General features: G+C 56.5%; 18 protein-coding genes and 1 tRNA gene. 7 read left to right on the top strand and 12 right to left on the bottom strand.

Features of this window, described 5'->3' with window-relative positions:
• Nucleotides 1-13 precede the first annotated feature (13 nt).
• From ACUTSW_RS10300 to ACUTSW_RS10330, 7 genes are all read right to left on the bottom strand, one after another.
• Nucleotides 14-436 (bottom strand): hypothetical protein, encoded by a 423-nt coding sequence (locus tag ACUTSW_RS10300; RefSeq protein WP_445584332.1) that lies wholly within the window; start codon nt 434-436, stop codon nt 14-16.
• Nucleotides 436-633: a helix-turn-helix transcriptional regulator gene (locus tag ACUTSW_RS10305; protein ID WP_261095611.1), complete on the bottom strand. Its 198-nt coding sequence runs from the start codon at nt 631-633 to the stop codon at nt 436-438. Before ACUTSW_RS10305 ends, ACUTSW_RS10300 begins: the two co-directional genes overlap by 1 nt.
• Before the next feature lie 116 nt (nt 634-749).
• Nucleotides 750-1,736 carry a hypothetical protein gene (locus tag ACUTSW_RS10310; RefSeq protein WP_445584333.1) on the bottom strand — a complete coding sequence of 329 codons (987 nt, stop codon included), beginning with the start codon at nt 1,734-1,736 and terminating at the stop codon, nt 750-752.
• 144 nt (nt 1,737-1,880) lie between these two features.
• Entirely contained in the window at nt 1,881-3,095 is a 1,215-nt protein-coding gene (locus ACUTSW_RS10315) for a tyrosine-type recombinase/integrase (protein WP_445584334.1), read from the bottom strand.
• Between the two features lie 165 nt (nt 3,096-3,260).
• Nucleotides 3,261-3,337 (bottom strand) — tRNA-Arg (locus ACUTSW_RS10320).
• A gap of 146 nt (nt 3,338-3,483) precedes the next feature.
• On the bottom strand, nt 3,484-3,780 hold the full coding sequence (locus tag ACUTSW_RS10325) for a hypothetical protein (RefSeq protein WP_037430361.1): 297 nt from the start codon (nt 3,778-3,780) through the stop codon (nt 3,484-3,486).
• The gene (locus ACUTSW_RS10330) at nt 3,777-3,977 is read right to left on the bottom strand and encodes a hypothetical protein (protein WP_037430385.1); all 201 of its coding nucleotides are present in this window, start codon (nt 3,975-3,977) and stop codon (nt 3,777-3,779) included. Before ACUTSW_RS10330 ends, ACUTSW_RS10325 begins: the two co-directional genes overlap by 4 nt.
• A gap of 209 nt (nt 3,978-4,186) precedes the next feature.
• Between ACUTSW_RS10330 and folD the strand changes: the two genes are divergently transcribed.
• Entirely contained in the window at nt 4,187-5,053 is an 867-nt protein-coding gene (gene folD, locus ACUTSW_RS10335) for a bifunctional methylenetetrahydrofolate dehydrogenase/methenyltetrahydrofolate cyclohydrolase FolD (RefSeq protein ID WP_006324012.1), read from the top strand.
• Between the two features lie 10 nt (nt 5,054-5,063).
• Nucleotides 5,064-5,276, top strand: a complete 213-nt coding sequence (gene ybcJ, locus ACUTSW_RS10340; protein WP_004949428.1) for a ribosome-associated protein YbcJ — start codon at nt 5,064-5,066, stop codon at nt 5,274-5,276.
• Between the two features lie 61 nt (nt 5,277-5,337).
• Here ybcJ and cysS read toward each other — a convergent pair whose 3' ends face one another.
• A complete protein-coding gene (cysS, locus tag ACUTSW_RS10345) occupies nt 5,338-6,723 on the bottom strand; it encodes a cysteine--tRNA ligase (protein WP_006324011.1) in 1,386 nt (461 codons plus the stop codon).
• A gap of 331 nt (nt 6,724-7,054) precedes the next feature.
• Here cysS and ppiB point away from each other — a divergent pair, with 331 nt between their 5' ends.
• The 4 genes from ppiB to purK all read left to right on the top strand — a co-directional run bounded on the left by ppiB (nt 7,055) and on the right by purK (nt 10,037).
• A complete protein-coding gene (gene ppiB / locus ACUTSW_RS10350; protein WP_006324006.1) occupies nt 7,055-7,549 on the top strand; it encodes a peptidylprolyl isomerase B in 495 nt (164 codons plus the stop codon).
• Between the two features lie 10 nt (nt 7,550-7,559).
• Complete coding sequence (gene lpxH / locus ACUTSW_RS10355) at nt 7,560-8,282, top strand: UDP-2,3-diacylglucosamine diphosphatase (RefSeq protein WP_006324005.1); 723 nt, start codon at nt 7,560-7,562, stop codon at nt 8,280-8,282.
• Between the two features lie 166 nt (nt 8,283-8,448).
• Complete coding sequence (purE, locus tag ACUTSW_RS10360; RefSeq protein WP_004949420.1) at nt 8,449-8,973, top strand: 5-(carboxyamino)imidazole ribonucleotide mutase; 525 nt, start codon at nt 8,449-8,451, stop codon at nt 8,971-8,973.
• Nucleotides 8,970-10,037 (top strand): 5-(carboxyamino)imidazole ribonucleotide synthase, encoded by a 1,068-nt coding sequence (gene purK / locus ACUTSW_RS10365; RefSeq protein ID WP_445584335.1) that lies wholly within the window; start codon nt 8,970-8,972, stop codon nt 10,035-10,037. The genes purE and purK overlap by 4 nt, the downstream gene beginning before the upstream one ends.
• A 66-nt stretch (nt 10,038-10,103) precedes the next feature.
• Here purK and galE read toward each other — a convergent pair whose 3' ends face one another.
• The 4 genes from galE to ybbA form a co-directional block, all read right to left on the bottom strand.
• Nucleotides 10,104-11,120, bottom strand: coding sequence for a UDP-glucose 4-epimerase GalE (gene galE, locus ACUTSW_RS10370; protein WP_445584467.1), 1,017 nt, complete (start codon nt 11,118-11,120; stop codon nt 10,104-10,106).
• 73 nt (nt 11,121-11,193) lie between these two features.
• Nucleotides 11,194-12,600 (bottom strand): sugar porter family MFS transporter, encoded by a 1,407-nt coding sequence (locus tag ACUTSW_RS10375; RefSeq protein WP_020438578.1) that lies wholly within the window; start codon nt 12,598-12,600, stop codon nt 11,194-11,196.
• 420 nt (nt 12,601-13,020) lie between these two features.
• Complete coding sequence (ybbP, locus tag ACUTSW_RS10380) at nt 13,021-15,453, bottom strand: putative ABC transporter permease subunit YbbP (protein WP_445584336.1); 2,433 nt, start codon at nt 15,451-15,453, stop codon at nt 13,021-13,023.
• Nucleotides 15,450-16,136 carry a putative ABC transporter ATP-binding protein YbbA gene (gene ybbA / locus ACUTSW_RS10385; RefSeq protein ID WP_004949414.1) on the bottom strand — a complete coding sequence of 229 codons (687 nt, stop codon included), beginning with the start codon at nt 16,134-16,136 and terminating at the stop codon, nt 15,450-15,452. The genes ybbP and ybbA overlap by 4 nt, the downstream gene beginning before the upstream one ends.
• On the opposite strand from ybbA, the gene tesA reads away from it, so the two are divergent.
• Nucleotides 16,107-16,745: a multifunctional acyl-CoA thioesterase I/protease I/lysophospholipase L1 gene (gene tesA / locus ACUTSW_RS10390; RefSeq protein ID WP_162136580.1), complete on the top strand. Its 639-nt coding sequence runs from the start codon at nt 16,107-16,109 to the stop codon at nt 16,743-16,745. The genes ybbA and tesA overlap by 30 nt on opposite strands.
• The last annotated feature ends 16 nt before the right edge of the window (nt 16,746-16,761 follow it).

Genomic DNA, 16,761 nt, shown 5'->3' on the forward strand with positions numbered 1-16,761 from the left:
TTGTCAGGCTCCGTTAGGCGGCGGTGAAGGCGTCCGGGTACAAGGTCAGGATGTTGGCTATGTCGCTCTGGGATAGGCCGTGATAGCCACCAGCAGCGGCGTTATGGTTGACCAACTGGATCACGCGCAGAACGTCAGCACAGCTCACAAAGCGATATCGGAAATGGCTGCCGATGCCGTCCGGGTTCTTCTCATCGATACGCTCCAGTTGAATATCAAGACTGCGCTCCAGCTCACTTGCGTAGTTGCGGCCAGATGAGAGGCGGCAATACTTGAGAATGTCATTTTCTGTCCAGCCATTAACGCCAGTTTTCAGCATGTATACACGGGCGCGGTGCTTCTTCGGTGCCAGCTTGATGGTAGGTATGGCGCTATTATCAGAGGTGCCAACCTTCTGACTAGCCGCCTGCTGACCTGGGCGGTTTTTCATTTCCATTACGCAGCCTCCCCGCGAGATTCAGCGATACGCTGATTAATCCAGGCATCTACCTCACTTTCGATGAAGGCAATGGAACGAGATCCAATTTTTACTGGTTTTGGGAAGCGCCCTTGTGCGATGAGTTTGTATAGCCATGCTTTGCCGTACCCTGTACGGCGCATTGTTTCAGGCATTCTAATAAGAGTTTTCGACATGTAGCCCCCTGTTTCTGTTTGTAACCATTAATGGACATCTCTAGATTCAGGGGAAATATAATTATGAAAGAGCGAAATAGTCATTGCATGCAAAGTCTAAAGTTTTGCATGCAATATTAACCCATTGATTTTATAGTTTTATTTGCACAAGAAAAAATACCGTTAACCACTCTTTCACCAAGGTTTAAAATCTTTTTATCACCGATACGGGCGGCAAGATCACCCTGAGTCCACTTTTTAGCTCCTGATGTAGTTATCTCATTGAGGACTGCTCCCATCACCACCAAAAGTTGGCTCTCAGAAATATGGGTGTTACTATCGCTATCAGATAACTTCGCTTCAAACTTTGACATATTGGCTGGCGACATTCCGAGTTCGCATCCAGCTGGTAGCCCTCCTGCAGGAAAATAATGGCGAGGGTTCAATCTAAACCGTTTAAGTGCCTTACTTTGATGGAAAAAACTCTCATCTTCTTTATCTTTTCGACTGTTAATATAATCCTCATCAAATTTTTCTTGTAGGTTATAAAACTCCCCATCACTATCCCTTAGAATAACCCCATCAAGGTTCGTAAGTTCATCCATTTCCATTTCTTTGTTCTGCCGGATCAACCACATTACATCAATATGCTCAGAGCCTAACATTGATAGCTCATAAATACTCCCTTCCAAATAATCAACCTCACCATACTCCCACTCAGCCGATTTTATAGAATTACAGTAAAAATCAAACGTTTTCTGTTCTTCTGATAACTCGCTATTGGCGTTTATCTCCAAAAAATCGATATACTTACTCATCAAGTATTCATTTTCTTTTTTTATATAATCCTCATCCTCTTTATTTTCTCTGCCTCCTGAAAAAAAACTCTCAAATTGAAAAGACTTCCTTAACTTTTCACCCATCGGGATGTATTTTCTCCACATTTTCTTTGCTACATATTTTTTATCAAAAGGTAGTTTTACAGATAAAACCAACTCGTCATCCAGAGCTAGTTCCATTAAGTCTAAAGCATTAACCGGTTCATCAAGCGCGATTGACAACCTCATGGCAGCTTCATTTAAATCAACCCACTTTTTTACTTTTAATAATTTACTGCGGATCATACGCCACCTCACGCCCTCTAAATTAGTGGGCTATGTCAGCCCGTAGAGGTGTACGGGGTTTCGGGGATCAGCCTAGACATAGCCTTATTCTTTTACTGTATACCAAAGTCTACTACCGTCCATAGGCACTGTCTATTTGTACAGTTACGCACTCTTACCGAATGTGCCGTGAACCACATTATCGCCACGTTCCAGGCTATCCATATAGTCGGCATACCACTGGAGCATGTCCCGGCGGCCATCCAAATACTGAGCATGGTTGTAGGTGCCGCGGATAGAGTTTTTATCAACGTGCGCCAGCTGAGTTTCAATCCAAGCGGTGTTATAACCCTGCTCATGCAAAATAGTGCTCATCGTGTGGCGGAAGCCGTGACCGGTGGCACGTCCGTGGTAGCCAATACGTTTTATCACCTGGTTAATACTTGCTTCGCTCATTGGCTTGGTGCTGTCGTTCCTCCCTGGGAAGACTAATTTGAAGCGACCAGTTATTTCTTGAAGCTGGTGGAGAAGCGCCAGAACCTGCTCTGAAAGCGGCACCAAGTGCGGTCTACGCATTTTCATTCTGCTTTTAGGCACTTCCCAGAGCCCTTTATCCAAATCGAACTCAGCCCACTCAGCAGCACGGAGTTCAATCGTGCGTACGCCTGTTAGCAGAAGTAAGAGTGTCGCTATTTTGGTGACAGAACTACCGGTGTAATCATTGAGGCTCTGTAGAAACTCAGGGAACTCTGAGGCGACCAGGTGGGGATAGTGTTTATGCTTCTGGATAGCCAGCGCACCGGCTAATTCGCTGGCAGGGTTATTCTCCGCTCTTCCGGTAACGATGGCATAGCGGAAAGTCTGACTGCAGGCCTGCCGGATCTTGCGCATCTTATCGAGAACGCCGCGCTTTTCTAATTTGCGTAGCGCCTCCAGAACTTCGAGAGGTTTAATATCAGCGACTGGCCGTCTGCCGATGTAAGGGAAGATATCTTTCTCGAAAGACTCCATCAGGTCTTCGGCATAACCTTTGGACCAGTTAGGCTCTTTATAGGCATGCCATTCTCTGGCCAGCGCTTCGAAGGTGTTTTCAACGCTAACCTTCTTTGCCTGTCTCTCGGTTTTCTTTTCTTCCCCCGGATCTCCACCAGCGGCCAGGAGACGTTTCGCTTCATCTCGTTTGGCCCTGGCATCAGCGAGAGATACGTCTGGGTATACCCCCACGGCTAAAAGCTTCTCTTTGCCAGCAACACGGTATTTCAAGCGCCAATAGCGGGCACCGGTAGGGTTAACCAATAAATAGAGGCCACCGCCATCAGAGAGCTTGTAAGGCTTATCCTTCGGCTTGGCAGTATCGACTTGCCGGGCATTGAGCTTCATCTGGGGGTATCTCACTTTATTGAACCTGGGAATACCCCCAAATGTACCCCCACTTGAGTGTAGATTTCAATAGACGTTAGGAGACATTGGTAGAGCGAGATTCTTGGGGAGCACTAGGATTACTGAGGATGAGTGGACTTTAGTAGACGTTGGGAGAAGTGAAAATGGTACGCCCTACAGGGCTCGAACCTGTGACCTACGGCTTAGAAGGCCGTTGCTCTATCCAACTGAGCTAAGGGCGCATTGGGATGCGGCAACCGGGGGTTGCGGGTTGGGATTATACGGTCAGAGGTCACTGAGTCAATGCCTTTTCATGACGTTACGGCGGCTGCCGTGCTTTATGGCGATTTTTCGCCCATCACCCGTGCCGCCCATTGGGCCAACGCCTTCATTTATCTTGGGTGAGATCCGGCAGCAGGCTGCTGCTGCGCTGGGCCAGGCCACGATCGGCTGTGGCGGGAAGGCGTTCGGATTGCTCCTGCCCTGCCGGGCGTTGCAGGCAAACGCGGGCCGAACGCACCACCGCGTTGATATTCCCCCAGTCGGCGTGTTGCGCCGTCAGCAGGTTGCAGGCCGCCGTTAGCTGTTGGCTGAGCGCTGCGCTGACCGGTGCAGCATTTAACGAGGCGTGGCCCAAGGGCATCCACGCCAGCAGCATAAAACCTATGCACACGAGTTTTCTCATGCTCGCATCCTCCGGTACAACGCGTGCAGCCGCGCTCTCCATGAAGGCTGAGCCTTGTGTACGGCGAGTTGGTGCAACGCAATCAGCTGCGCCACATCCGCCGGGTGCAAAGAAGAGTCGAACACCGTTTCACCGACGTGTTTCGGTTGGCTATCAATCGGGTGGTGCAATGAGTGCAACCGGGCGATGACCATCATGATATTTACTCCCGTACCGCAGTATGAATAATGCCAGCTTACGCAGCAGCCGGTAAAAAAGGCGTAGAGGATCATTCCGTTGGCATAAAAAAAACGTAAATCCCCACCGGCAAACGCCGACGATCGCGATTCAACGCCTGACAGCGCGCTCAGCTTCTGACAAAATAGCGCCATCCCCCGCTTTTCTTAATTGATGGATTTCCTCACTGATGGCAGCAAAGATTATTGATGGTAAAACGATTGCGCAGCAGGTTAGAAACGAAGTGGCTGAGCAAGTTAAACAACGTCTGGCGGCCGGAAAACGCGCCCCGGGCCTGGCAGTCGTGCTGGTTGGCGTGAACCCGGCGTCACAGATTTACGTCGCCAGCAAGCGCCGCGCCTGTGATGAAGTGGGCTTCCTTTCCCGCTCTTACGATCTGCCTGCCACCACCAGTGAGGCCGAGCTGCTGGCACTGATCGACAAGCTGAACGCCGACGGCGAAATCGACGGCATTCTGGTGCAGTTGCCGCTGCCGGCCGGCATCGATAACGTCAAAGTGCTGGAACGTATCCATCCGGATAAAGACGTCGACGGTTTCCACCCGTACAACGTCGGTCGCCTGTGCCAGCGCGCGCCGAAGCTGCGCCCCTGCACCCCGCGCGGCATCGTCACCCTGCTCGAGCGTTATAACATCGACACTTACGGCCTGAATGCCGTGGTGGTTGGCGCATCCAACATCGTTGGCCGCCCGATGAGCATGGAGCTGCTGCTGGCCGGTTGCACCACCACCGTGACCCACCGTTTCACCAAGAACCTGCGTCATCATATCGAAAACGCGGATCTGCTGGTGGTGGCGGTCGGTAAACCGGGCTTTATTCCGGGCGATTGGATCAAACCGGGCGCGATCGTGGTCGATGTCGGCATTAACCGTCTGGAAAGTGGTAAAGTGGTCGGTGACGTGGATTTCGATGCCGCCAGTGAGCGTGCAGCCTACATTACCCCGGTTCCGGGTGGCGTTGGCCCGATGACCGTTGCTACACTGATCCAAAATACCTTGCAGGCCTGCGAGGAATATCACGACGTTCAACCTAAATAAGTAAGGCAGTATGGAAACTTTTAATCTGGATAGTCACCCGCACGTCGAACTGTGCGACCTGCTCAAGTTCCAGGGCTGGTGTGAAAGCGGCGGTGCCGCCAAAGAAGTCATCGCCGAAGGGTTGGTGAAAGTGAACGGCAAAGTCGAAACGCGCAAACGCTGCAAAATCGTCGCCGATCAGGTGGTGGAGTTTAACGGTGGCCAGGTTGTAGTTAAGCCGTAAGCCCCGCTCCATAGAAAAAGGCGCTGATAATCAGCGCCTTTTTTGTTTGCGGTTACGCCTGTTACTTACGGCGCCAGGTGGTCCCCTGCGGGCCGTCTTCCAGCACGATATTCATCTCGTTCAACCGATCGCGAGCGGCATCCGCCAGCGCCCAGTCTTTGGCTTTGCGCGCGTCGTTACGCTGTTTGATTAACGCCTCGATCTCCGCCACTTCACCGTCGTCAGCCTGTGCGCCGCTTTGCAGGAACTGTTCCGGCTCCTGTTGCAGCAGGCCCAGCACCTTCGCCAGCTTGCGCAGTTCCGCCGCCAGCCCGTTGGCCGCCGCCATGTCTTCGCCTTTCAGGCGGTTAACGTCACGCGCCAGATCGAACAGCGCCGAGTAGGCTTCCGGGGTGTTGAAATCGTCGTCCATCGCTTCGCGGAAGCGGGCTTCGAAGGCTTCGCCGCCGGCCGGTTGCGCATTGGCGTCGGTGCCGCGCAGTGCGGTGTACAAACGCTCCAGCGCAGTGCGCGCCTGCTTGAGGTTTTCTTCGCTGTAGTTCAGCTGGCTGCGATAGTGGCCGGACATCAGGAAGTAACGCACCGTCTCGGCATCGTAATGGCCGAGCACGTCACGGATAGTGAAGAAGTTATCCAGCGATTTTGACATCTTCTCGCGGTCGATCATCACCATGCCGGAGTGCATCCAGTAGTTGACGTACGGGCCGTCGTGGGCGCAGCTGGACTGGGCAATCTCGTTCTCGTGATGCGGGAACATCAGATCCGAACCGCCGCCGTGGATGTCGAAATGGGTGCCGAGCTGCTTGCAGTTCATGGCGGAACATTCAATGTGCCAGCCTGGGCGGCCTGCGCCCCACGGCGATTGCCAGCTCGGTTCGCCCGGTTTGGACATCTTCCACAGGACGAAGTCCATCGGGTTGCGCTTCACGTCGTCAATCTCAACGCGCGCGCCGGCCTGCAACTGATCCAGATCCTGACGTGACAGCAGGCCGTATTGCGGATCGCTATCAATCGAGAACATCACGTCGCCATTGCTGGCTACATAGGCGTGATCGCGATCGATCAGGCGTTGGGTGATTTCGATGATCTCGGCGATATGCTGGGTGGCGCGCGGCTCTTGATCCGGGCGTTCGATCAGCAGCGAATCGAAGTCCGCGTGCATCTCCGCCAGCATGCGTGCGGTCAGTTGATCGCAGCTTTCGCCGTTTTCCGTCGCGCGGCGGATAATTTTGTCGTCAACGTCGGTCACATTGCGCACATAGTTCAGGGAATAGCCGAGATAACGCAGGTAACGCGCCACCACGTCGAAAGCGACAAAGGTACGCCCGTGGCCGATATGACACAGGTCATAGATGGTTACCCCGCACACGTACATGCCCACTTTACCGGCATGAATGGGTTTGAATTCCTCTTTTTGACGACTCAGGGTATTAAAAATCTTTAGCATCGGGACATTCCGTGGTGTGCGTGATAACAAAAATGATAATTAGGCTGTTCATCCAGCAACGTATTGAAACCCGAAGCCTGATCTAATGCAAGGTTAAGCCCGCGCTTTGCTGCACCGGGTTGCGCAAATCGGTGATATACCCGTCATCTTGCAAGCCGCAGGGTATAAATCAATGCCGCCGCAATTGTTATAATATAACAACACCCAATTTACCACAGAGCCTGCGCGGTTTAGCCGCTGCTGACTCGTTAATAGAGATATGTTATAAGGTCGGTCTGAATGTTCACTCGCTCTACGTGACGTCTCACTTCATCTTGTTAGGACTAAAACTATGGTTACTTTCCACACTAATCACGGCGACATCGTTATCAACACCTTTGCTGACAAAGCGCCGGTTACCGTTGAAAACTTCCTGAGCTACTGCCGTGCAGGTTTCTACGACAACACTATCTTCCACCGTGTTATCAACGGTTTCATGATTCAGGGCGGCGGTTTTGAGCCTGGCATGAACCAGAAAGACACCAAAGCGACCATCAAGAACGAAGCCAACAACGGTCTGAAAAACACCGTGGGCACCCTGGCGATGGCGCGTACCAACGATCCGCACTCCGCTACCGCTCAGTTCTTCATCAACGTGGCTGACAACGACTTCCTGAACTTCCGCGCCGAGAACGCGCAAGGTTGGGGTTACTGCGTATTTGCCGAAGTGGTTGAAGGCATGGACGTGGTCAACACGATCAAAGCCGTGAAAACTGGCCGCAGCGGCATGCACCAGGACGTTCCGGTAGAAGACGTGATCGTCACCAGCGTTACCGTCGGCGAGTAATCGCGGCTGCATGAACACGCTGTTCATCGCGGATCTGCACTTATGCGCACAGGAACCGGCAATCACTGCCGGTTTTCTGCGTTTTTTGCGGCACGATGCGATTCACGCCGAAGCCCTGTACATTCTTGGCGATCTGTTCGAAGCCTGGATCGGCGATGACGATCCCGAACCCTTGCACGCGGAGATTGCCGCCGAGCTGAAGACGCTGCAACAAGCCGGCGTGCCTTGCTACTTTATCCACGGCAACCGCGATTTCCTGCTCGGCAAGCGCTTTGCCCGCGCCAGCGGCATGCATCTGCTGCCGGAAGAAAAAGTGCTGGAGCTGTACGGCCGCAAAATCCTGATCCTGCACGGCGACACGCTGTGTACCGACGATCAGGCTTACCAGCAGTTCCGCCGCAAGGTGCACAATCCGTTAATCCAGAAGCTGTTTTTGGCCATGCCCCTTCGCTGGCGCCTGAAGATCGCCGCCAAGATGCGCGCTCGCAGCCGGCAGAGCAATCAGGGCAAATCTCAAGCCATTATGGACGTCAACCCGCAGGCAGTTGAGCAGGCGATGCTGAGCCATAACGTGCATTGGATGATCCACGGTCACACCCACCGCCCGGCGGTGCATGAGCTGGAATTGAGCAACGGCAAGGCTCACCGCGTGGTGCTGGGCGCCTGGCACGCTGAAGGTTCGATGATCAAAGTCAGCGCCGACGCCGTCGAACTGATCCAATTCCCTTTCTAACCCCCTGACTTGCCACGCGAGTGAAAAAATTCGCGTTTTCGACGGTGAAAACCGGCGACGCAACCGTTTTCCTCGCCGTGCGCTCATGGTATGATCTGCGCCCTCATTCGGCCTCCCGCCGCAGGCAACCGGCCGTCGTTTGTACACTTACAGGAGCCTTACACCCATGGGAGCCAACGCCGCTTCAGCCACCAACGCTGGGGTTAAAATCGCAATTGTAATGGGATCGAAAAGTGACTGGGCCACCATGCAGTTCGCGGCCGAAATCCTGACCCAACTCGATGTCCCGTTCCATGTCGAAGTCGTTTCCGCTCATCGCACGCCAGACAAGCTGTTCAGTTTCGCCGAACAGGCCGGCGCCAACGGCTTTGACGTGATCATTGCCGGTGCGGGCGGTGCTGCGCACCTGCCGGGTATGCTGGCGGCGAAAACGCTGGTTCCGGTGCTGGGTGTTCCGGTACAAAGCGCCGCGCTGAGCGGTGTAGACAGCCTGTATTCTATCGTGCAAATGCCACGCGGCATTCCGGTCGGCACCCTGGCGATCGGCAAAGCCGGTGCGGCCAACGCCGCGCTGCTGGCGGCGCAAATTCTGGCGCTGCACGACACCGCGCTGGCGCAACGTCTGGCCGACTGGCGCCAGGCACAGACCGAAGAGGTGCTGAACAACCCGGATCCGCGGGAGGAAGCATGAAGCCGGTTTGCGTACTGGGCAACGGCCAACTGGGGCGCATGCTGCGCCAGGCCGGTGAACCGCTGGGCATCGCCGTTTACCCGGTCGGCATCGACGCCGAACCGGAAGCGGTGCCCTATCAAAACAGCGTGATCACCGCCGAAATCGAACGCTGGCCGGAAACCGCGCTGACGCGTGAACTGGCGACCCACAACAGCTTCGTCAATCGCGATATTTTCCCCCGTCTGGCCGACCGCCTGACGCAAAAACAGCTGCTCGATCAGCTCGGCCTGGCCACCGCGCCGTGGCAATTGTTGGCCGATGCCGCCGAGTGGCCGCAGGTGTTCGCCACTCTCGGTGAACTGGCGATCGTCAAACGCCGCGTTGGCGGTTACGACGGCCGCGGTCAATGGCGCTTGCGCCCGGGCCAGGAAGCGGAACTGCCGGCGGATGCCTACGGCGAGTGCATCGTCGAGCAGGGGATTAACTTCTCCGGCGAGGTTTCGCTGGTGGGCGCGCGTGGGCACGACGGCAAGTCGGTGTTCTATCCGCTGACCCATAACCTGCATGAAGAAGGCATTCTGCGCACCAGCGTGGCGCTGCCGCAGCCTGCCCCCGCTCTGCAACGGCAGGCTGAACAGATGCTGGCGGCGATCCTCGACGAGTTGAACTACGTCGGCGTCATGGCGATGGAGTGCTTTATCGTTGGCGACAGCCTGCTGATTAACGAGCTGGCACCACGGGTGCACAACAGCGGTCACTGGACGCAGAACGGCGCCTCCATCAGCCAGTTCGAACTGCACCTGCGCGCCATTCTCGCCCTGCCGCTGCCGAAACCTGTGGTAAGCACGCCGTCGGTGATGGTCAACCTGATAGGCACCGCCGTGAATCAACAATGGCTGGCGCTGCCGTTGGTGCATTTGCACTGGTATGAGAAAGAGGTGCGCGAAGGCCGCAAGGTCGGCCACCTCAACCTGAACGATCCTAGCGCCACCGTGCTGCAACAGGCATTGCAGGCTCTGGCACCGCTGCTGCCGGCCGAATACCAAAGCGGCCTGGCCTGGGCGCAACAGAAGCTGGCTTAAGGTTTACTCCGCAACAAAATCAAAGGGTTCAGCCAAGCTGAACCCTTTTTTACTGCCAATGAAAAACTACCGGGCATAGCCCCGCGGATTTTTGCTTTGCCAGTTCCAGGTATCGCGCATCATTGCATCGAGCCCGCGCTGCACTTCCCAGCCCAGTTCGCGTTTAGCCAGGCTGACATCGGCCCAGAAAGCGGGCAAATCCCCGGCACGGCGCGGTAAAATCTGATAAGGCACGGCAACGCCGGCGGCTTTCTCAAACGCATGCACCATCTCCAGCACCGAATGCCCGACCCCGGACCCCAGGTTATAAGCTTTAAAACCGGCGATCTGCTTTAGGTGGTCCATCGCCGCCAGGTGACCCTGTGCCAGATCCATCACGTGAATGTAATCGCGCACGCCGGTTCCATCTTTGGTGGGATAGTCCCCGCCGAACACGCTCAGGTGATCCCGCTTGCCGACGGCCACCTGAGCAATATAAGGCAGCAGATTATTCGGGATCCCGCTGGGGTCTTCCCCCATCAGTCCAGACTCATGGGCGCCCACCGGGTTGAAGTAGCGCAGAGAGACAATGGAAAAGGCCGGTTCAGCTTTGGCGAAATCCTGCAGGATCTGCTCCACCATCCACTTGGAGGTGCCGTAAGGGCTGGTCGTGCCGCCGATCGGCATGTCTTCCCGGTAAGGCACCGGCGCATCTTCGCCGTACACCGTCGCCGAAGAGCTGAAGATAAACTGATGAACCCCGGCGTCGCGCATGGCTTCCAGCAATACCAGCGTGCCCGCTACATTGTTCTGGTAGTACTCCAGCGGCTTGCGGGTGGATTCTCCCACCGCTTTCAGGCCGGCGAAATGGATCACCGAAGCGATCTTGTGCTCGGCGAAGATCCGGCTCAGGCACTCCGCGTCCCGCACATCCCCCTGGCAGAACACCGCCGCTTTACCGGTCAGTTGCTCTGCACGGCGTAAGGACTCTTCGGAGGCGTTGATCAAATTATCCAACACCACCACCTCTTCACCGCGCTCCAACAGCGCCAGTACCGTATGTGAACCTATGTATCCGGCGCCGCCGGTCACTAAAATCGCCATCATGCTCCCCTTTCATCAGCATCGGGCGCTAACACCCGATGCATAAGCCTGTTTCATGCGCGCAGCCAGCCGACTAGCGCGTACCTATGTTGCGTAATGGCTTGCCGGCCATCAGATTGCGTTCGATATGTTCCAGAGAGATATTTTTGGTCTCTGGGATCAACGCCAGCGTAATAAAGATAAACACTACGTTGAGCGCCGCGTAGACCCAAAAGGTATAGGCGCTGCCCAGCGAATTGAGCATAGTCAGGAAAGTCGCGCCGACGATCATGTTGGCGATCCAGTTGGTGGCGGTGGAACAGGTGATGCCAAAATCACGGCCCTTAAGCGGTTGGATCTCCGAACACAGCACCCAAATCAACGGGCCGGCGCTCATGGCGAAACCGACAATAAACATCAACAACATAATGACGGCGAAATATTGCGTCGCCGGCGTACTCATGCCGATACCCATCATTGTTCCCAGTGCGCCCATGCCCACTGCCATCACGATAAAACCGAGGATCAGCGTCGGTTTGCGGCCCCAGCGATCCACCAGCCCAATGGCGATAAAGGTGGCCAGCACGTTAACCAGCCCGACGATCACCGTTCCCCACATCTGCTGTTCGGTACTGGCAAAGCCCGCCAGGCCGAAAATCTTCGGCGCGTAATACATGGTGACGTTCATGCCGGTAAACTGCTGCATAACCTGCAACAGAATGCCGAGGAATACGGCGCGGCGGAAATTTTTATTATCCTTGAACAGCGCCCAGCCACTCTGCTTCAGCTTGAGGCTTTCACGGATTTCGTTCAGTTCATGCTGCGCCTGGGCGCTGCTGTCGCGCAGCTTTTCCAGCACCTGACGCGCCTGTTCATGGCGATTGCGCGAGGCCAGCCAGCGCGGGCTGTCCGGCAGGAAGAACACGCCAACCAGCAGCAAGCCGGCTGGAATGGTGATAACCCCCAGCATCCAGCGCCAGGCACCTGTGTAACTGAACGCGGTATCAGACAGGTAGGCGGCCAAAATCCCGATGGTGATCATCAATTGATACATCGAGATCATGCTGCCGCGAATTTTCTCCGGCGCGATTTCAGACAGATAAATCGGTGCGGTATAGGAAGCGATGCCCACCGCCAGCCCCAGCAAAATGCGCGAGAGTATCAATATGTCCACATTGGGCGCCGCTGCGGAACACAACGACCCCGCCACGAACAGGATCGCGCCGATCATCAGGCTGTATTTGCGCCCGATGCGGAAATTCATCCAACCGCTGCCCACGGCGCCGACCGCCGCGCCGAACATCATTGAGCTGACCACCCACTCCTGCTGGGAACTGGTGATGTGAAAAGAGTCGGCAATAAACGGCAAAGCGCCCGCAATCACGCCGATATCCAGACCAAACAGCAGCCCGGCTAACGCAGCCAGAAAACAGACGAAAAAAGTCATACCGGCATTCGTCTGGCTTTTCTCAGCCGACGCAATTTTGACGGCAACACTCATACAGCCTCCAATAGATAACGTTGAATCAGTTAGCCGTCATGATAGGAGGCAATCCGCAGGCGGTAAGTGAGTGAGATCACATTAGTGGAAACGATTACATTATTTCCATTTTGGATCCCCTACGTATCGACGTGAAAAATTAAACATATGACATTGATTATATTTAAAAATAACTTTATGTCGTTTGTTATAACTCTCAAGTTAAAAAACACCGCTTGTCAGACTTCAATATCAACCTCGAATAGCAGCCATTTATTTGTAATCGATTTCACTTGAGTGACATCCGCAACGAAGGATCAAGGTAGACGGGAAAAGGCGCTTTTTAGACAGAGAGTCTGGAAAGGAAATCTTTGGATTTTCAATAATAAAGGTATCGACCCGGCTCCCGATAACAGGGGGCCGGGCCGACTTTGCAGCGGTTTAACCGTCGTAACTGCGGAACAATGCCTGGCCACGCAACAGCCGTACGCCCAGCCAGCCGCCGCACAGCGACAACAGCAGCGCACTGAGCAACGGCAACGCCCACCACAGCACCGGCGTGGGCGCCCACGGGAAGTCGAATACCTGGCTTTGCAGCAACCATAGCGCCGCTTCCGCCCCCACCGCCGCCGCGATGCCCGCCACCAGCCCAAGCAACGCAAACTCGCACCACAGCGTGCTGCGCAACAAGCGCTTGCCGGCCCCCAGAGTACGGTACACCACCAGTTCCTGGCGCCGTTGCCGCATGCCCACCTGCACCTGCGCCATCAGCAACAAGCCACCGCAGAGCACCACCAGCACCACCATCACCTCCAGTGCGCGGCTGACCTGTTGCAGCACCCCGCCGACCTGTTTGAGGATTGACCCGATGTCCAGCAGGCTAAGCGTCGGGAATTGCCGGTTGAGCTGGGTCAGCATCTGGCCGTCCCCGTCATAGCGGAAGCTGGTAAGCCAGGTCTGCGGTTGACCGTCCAGCGCACCCGGCGGGAAGATGAAGTAAAAGTTCGGCTTCAGGCTTTCCCAGTCCACCTGCCGCAGGCTGGTGACCCTGGCGCTGAACGACTGGGTATCGCCGCTGAAGGTCAGCGTGTCGCCCAGCTTAACCTTGAGCCGCCCGGCAATGCCCTGATCCATCGACACCTCACCGGCCTTCGGCGGCCAACTGCCCGCCAGTAGCGGATTGTGCGCCGGCAGATCCGCCAGCCAGGTCAGGTTCAGCTCGCGGTTAACCGCCTCACCGCCCGGATCGTCCTCATGCACCCGCTCGGTCGCCACCTGCTGATTAATCTCGGTCAGGCGCACGCGTACAATCGGGTAATAAGTTTCCGGCTTGACCTGATGCTGTTGCAGGAAGGTTTTCACCTGCGGCACCTGCGCTTCAGTCAGGTTCAGCAGGAAGTAGTTCGGGCTGTCCGGCGGCAGTTGCTGTTGCCAGCGGTCGAGCAGATCGCCACGCAGCACCAGCAACAACGCCAGCAACATAAACGACAGCGAAAACGCCGCCAGTTGGCTGACCGTTACCCAGGGCTGATGCAGCAGACGATTGACTGCCAGCCGCAGCGCCAGATTCTTCAGCGTAATGCGGCGCAACAACAGCAGGCTGCCCCAGCCGATAGCCCCCAACAACAGCGCCAACACCAGAATACCGGCGAGGATCGACCACAGCAGCGTGCTGGCTCCCATCAAGGCCGTCAGCAGCGCCACCACAATCACCGCCGTTACCGGCAGGAAATAGCGCAGCGGCCAAACGTTGGCCACCACGTCGCGGCGCAATACCCGCAGCGGTTGGGTCGCCAACAGTTGCCGGTACGGCCGCAGCCCCACCAGCAGCGAAATCATCAGCAACGCGCCGACCGCCCACAACCACGGCCAGGCCCCGGCAGCCGGCAGTTCCGCCGGCAGCACCGGCGCCAGCAGCCGAATCAGCACCGCTTCAAACCCCAGGCCGATAATGCCGCCGCACGCTGCCGCCAGCGAAATGACCGCCAACCACTGGCCGACAATCAACTTGCGCAAGGCGCTGCGGCCGGCCCCCAGCGTTTTCAGCACCGCGATCAGATCATAACGGCTGCGGCAATAGTGGCTCATGGCCACCGCCACGGCGGCAATCGACAGCAGCAGGGTCAGCAGCGCCGACAACAGCAGGAACTGTTGCGATCGTTGCAGCGATTTGCCCAGCGCGCTGCCGGACTCCTGCAACCCAAACCAACGCTGGTCGGGCTGGAGCTGCGGCGTCAGGCGCGTTTCGTAACGCTGAATGTCCTCCGGCGAGCCGGCGAACATATAGCGGTAACTCAGGCGGCTCCCCGGTTGCACCGCCCCGGTTTTATCCACATCCGCCAGGTTGATCATGATGCGCGGCGCAGTCTGGAACGGATTGAAGCCGGAGTCCGGCTCCTGAAGGATTTCACCGGCAATGCGCAGGCGGGTGTCGCCCACGTCCAGCGAGTCCCCCACTTTCACATTCAGCAACGCCAGCAAACGCGGCGCCACCAGCACCGACCCCGGAGCAAGCTTGACGTTGGCCGGGCGCGTCTCCAGCTTGCCGTACAGCGGATAGGCCAGATCGGTGGCCTTCACGTCCGCCAACTGCGGCCGGTCACCGGCGTAGGTCATAGTGGTGAACGACAACTGGCGGCTCACTTTCAGCCCTTCTTGTTGCGCATCCAGCAGCCAGCCTTCCGGTACTGGCCGCGCGCTGCGCAGCACCCGGTCACCGGCGATAAAATCACGGCTTTGCTGGCTCAGCCCCTTGTCCATGCGATCGCTGATGCTGCCCAGCGCCAGCACGCAGGCCATCGACAGCGTCAGCGCCAGCCAAACGATCAGCAGTGACGGCGAACGCCATTCCCGCCAAAACCAACGCCAGATCATGCTTCCTCCCACAGCTTGCCTTCACGCAGGCGCAACCGCCGCTGGCAGCGCGCCGCCAGGGTTTCGTCATGAGTGACCAGGATCAGGGTGGTGGAAAAATCGCGGTTGAGGGAGAACAGCAAATCGGCGATGCGTTCGCCGGTCTGGCGATCGAGGTTGCCGGTAGGCTCATCGGCAAACAGCACCCGCGGCCGGCCGCTGAACGCACGCGCCAACGCGACCCGCTGCTGCTCGCCGCCGGAAAGTTGCGCCGGCAGGTGATCGAGCCTTTTGCCCAGCCCCAACTGCTCCAGCAACTGAACCGCCTGCTCGCGGCTCTGCCTGTCGCTCTCACCGCGCAGCAGCGCCGGCAATTGCACGTTCTCCAGCGCGTTGAGCGTCGGCACCAGCATGAATGACTGAAATACAAAGCCGACGTTTTTGGCACGCAGGGCCGCGCGCCCTTCTTCGTCCAGAGCGGTCAGCGATTCACCCAACAAATGCACGTCGCCTTCACTGCCGTCGTCCAAGCCGGCGAGGATCCCCAGCAGCGTCGATTTGCCTGAGCCGGATTCACCAATCAGGGCAATTGTCTGTGCGGGTTTGACAACCAGCTCGACTCCGGTAAGGATGGAGAGCTGATGCTCACCCTGACCAACGTGTTTACTAAGATGATGAACTTCAAGAACGTTTTCCGCTGGCATCTTCCCTTCCTTTTGCTGTTGGGATTATTCAGTTTACGCGCTGTCGCCGCCGATACCTTATTGATTTTAGGCGACAGTTTAAGCGCCGGTTACCGCTTGCCGGTGGCGCAGGCCTGGCCGACGCTGCTGGCCGACCAATGGCAGAAAAAACCGGGCGATCCGCAGTTGGTGAACGCCAGCATCAGCGGCGACACCGCCGCACAAGGGCTGGCGCGCCTGCCCGCCCTGCTGAAACAACACCAACCGCGCTGGGTGCTGATCGAACTGGGCGCCAACGACGGCCTGCGCGGTTTCCCGGCGCAGGACGTGCAACGCGATCTCAGCCAGATCATTACTCTGGTGCAGCAAGCCGGTGCGCAGCCGCTGCTGATGCAAATCCACATTCCGCCCAACTATGGCCGCCGCTATACCGAGGCTTTCAGCGCGATTTACCCGCAGCTTGCCGGGCAGTTCAACATTCCGCTGCTGCCGTTCTACATGGAACAGGTGGTGATCAAAGCGGAATGGATGCAGGATGACGGATTGCACCCCAATAAGGACGCCCAACCGTTTATCGCCACCTGGATGGCGGAACGCCTGGAACCTCTAGTAAAACATGAGTCTAACTAAATAGGGTTGTACACTA

This window comes from Serratia sp. TSA_198.1 (assembly GCF_052686505.1).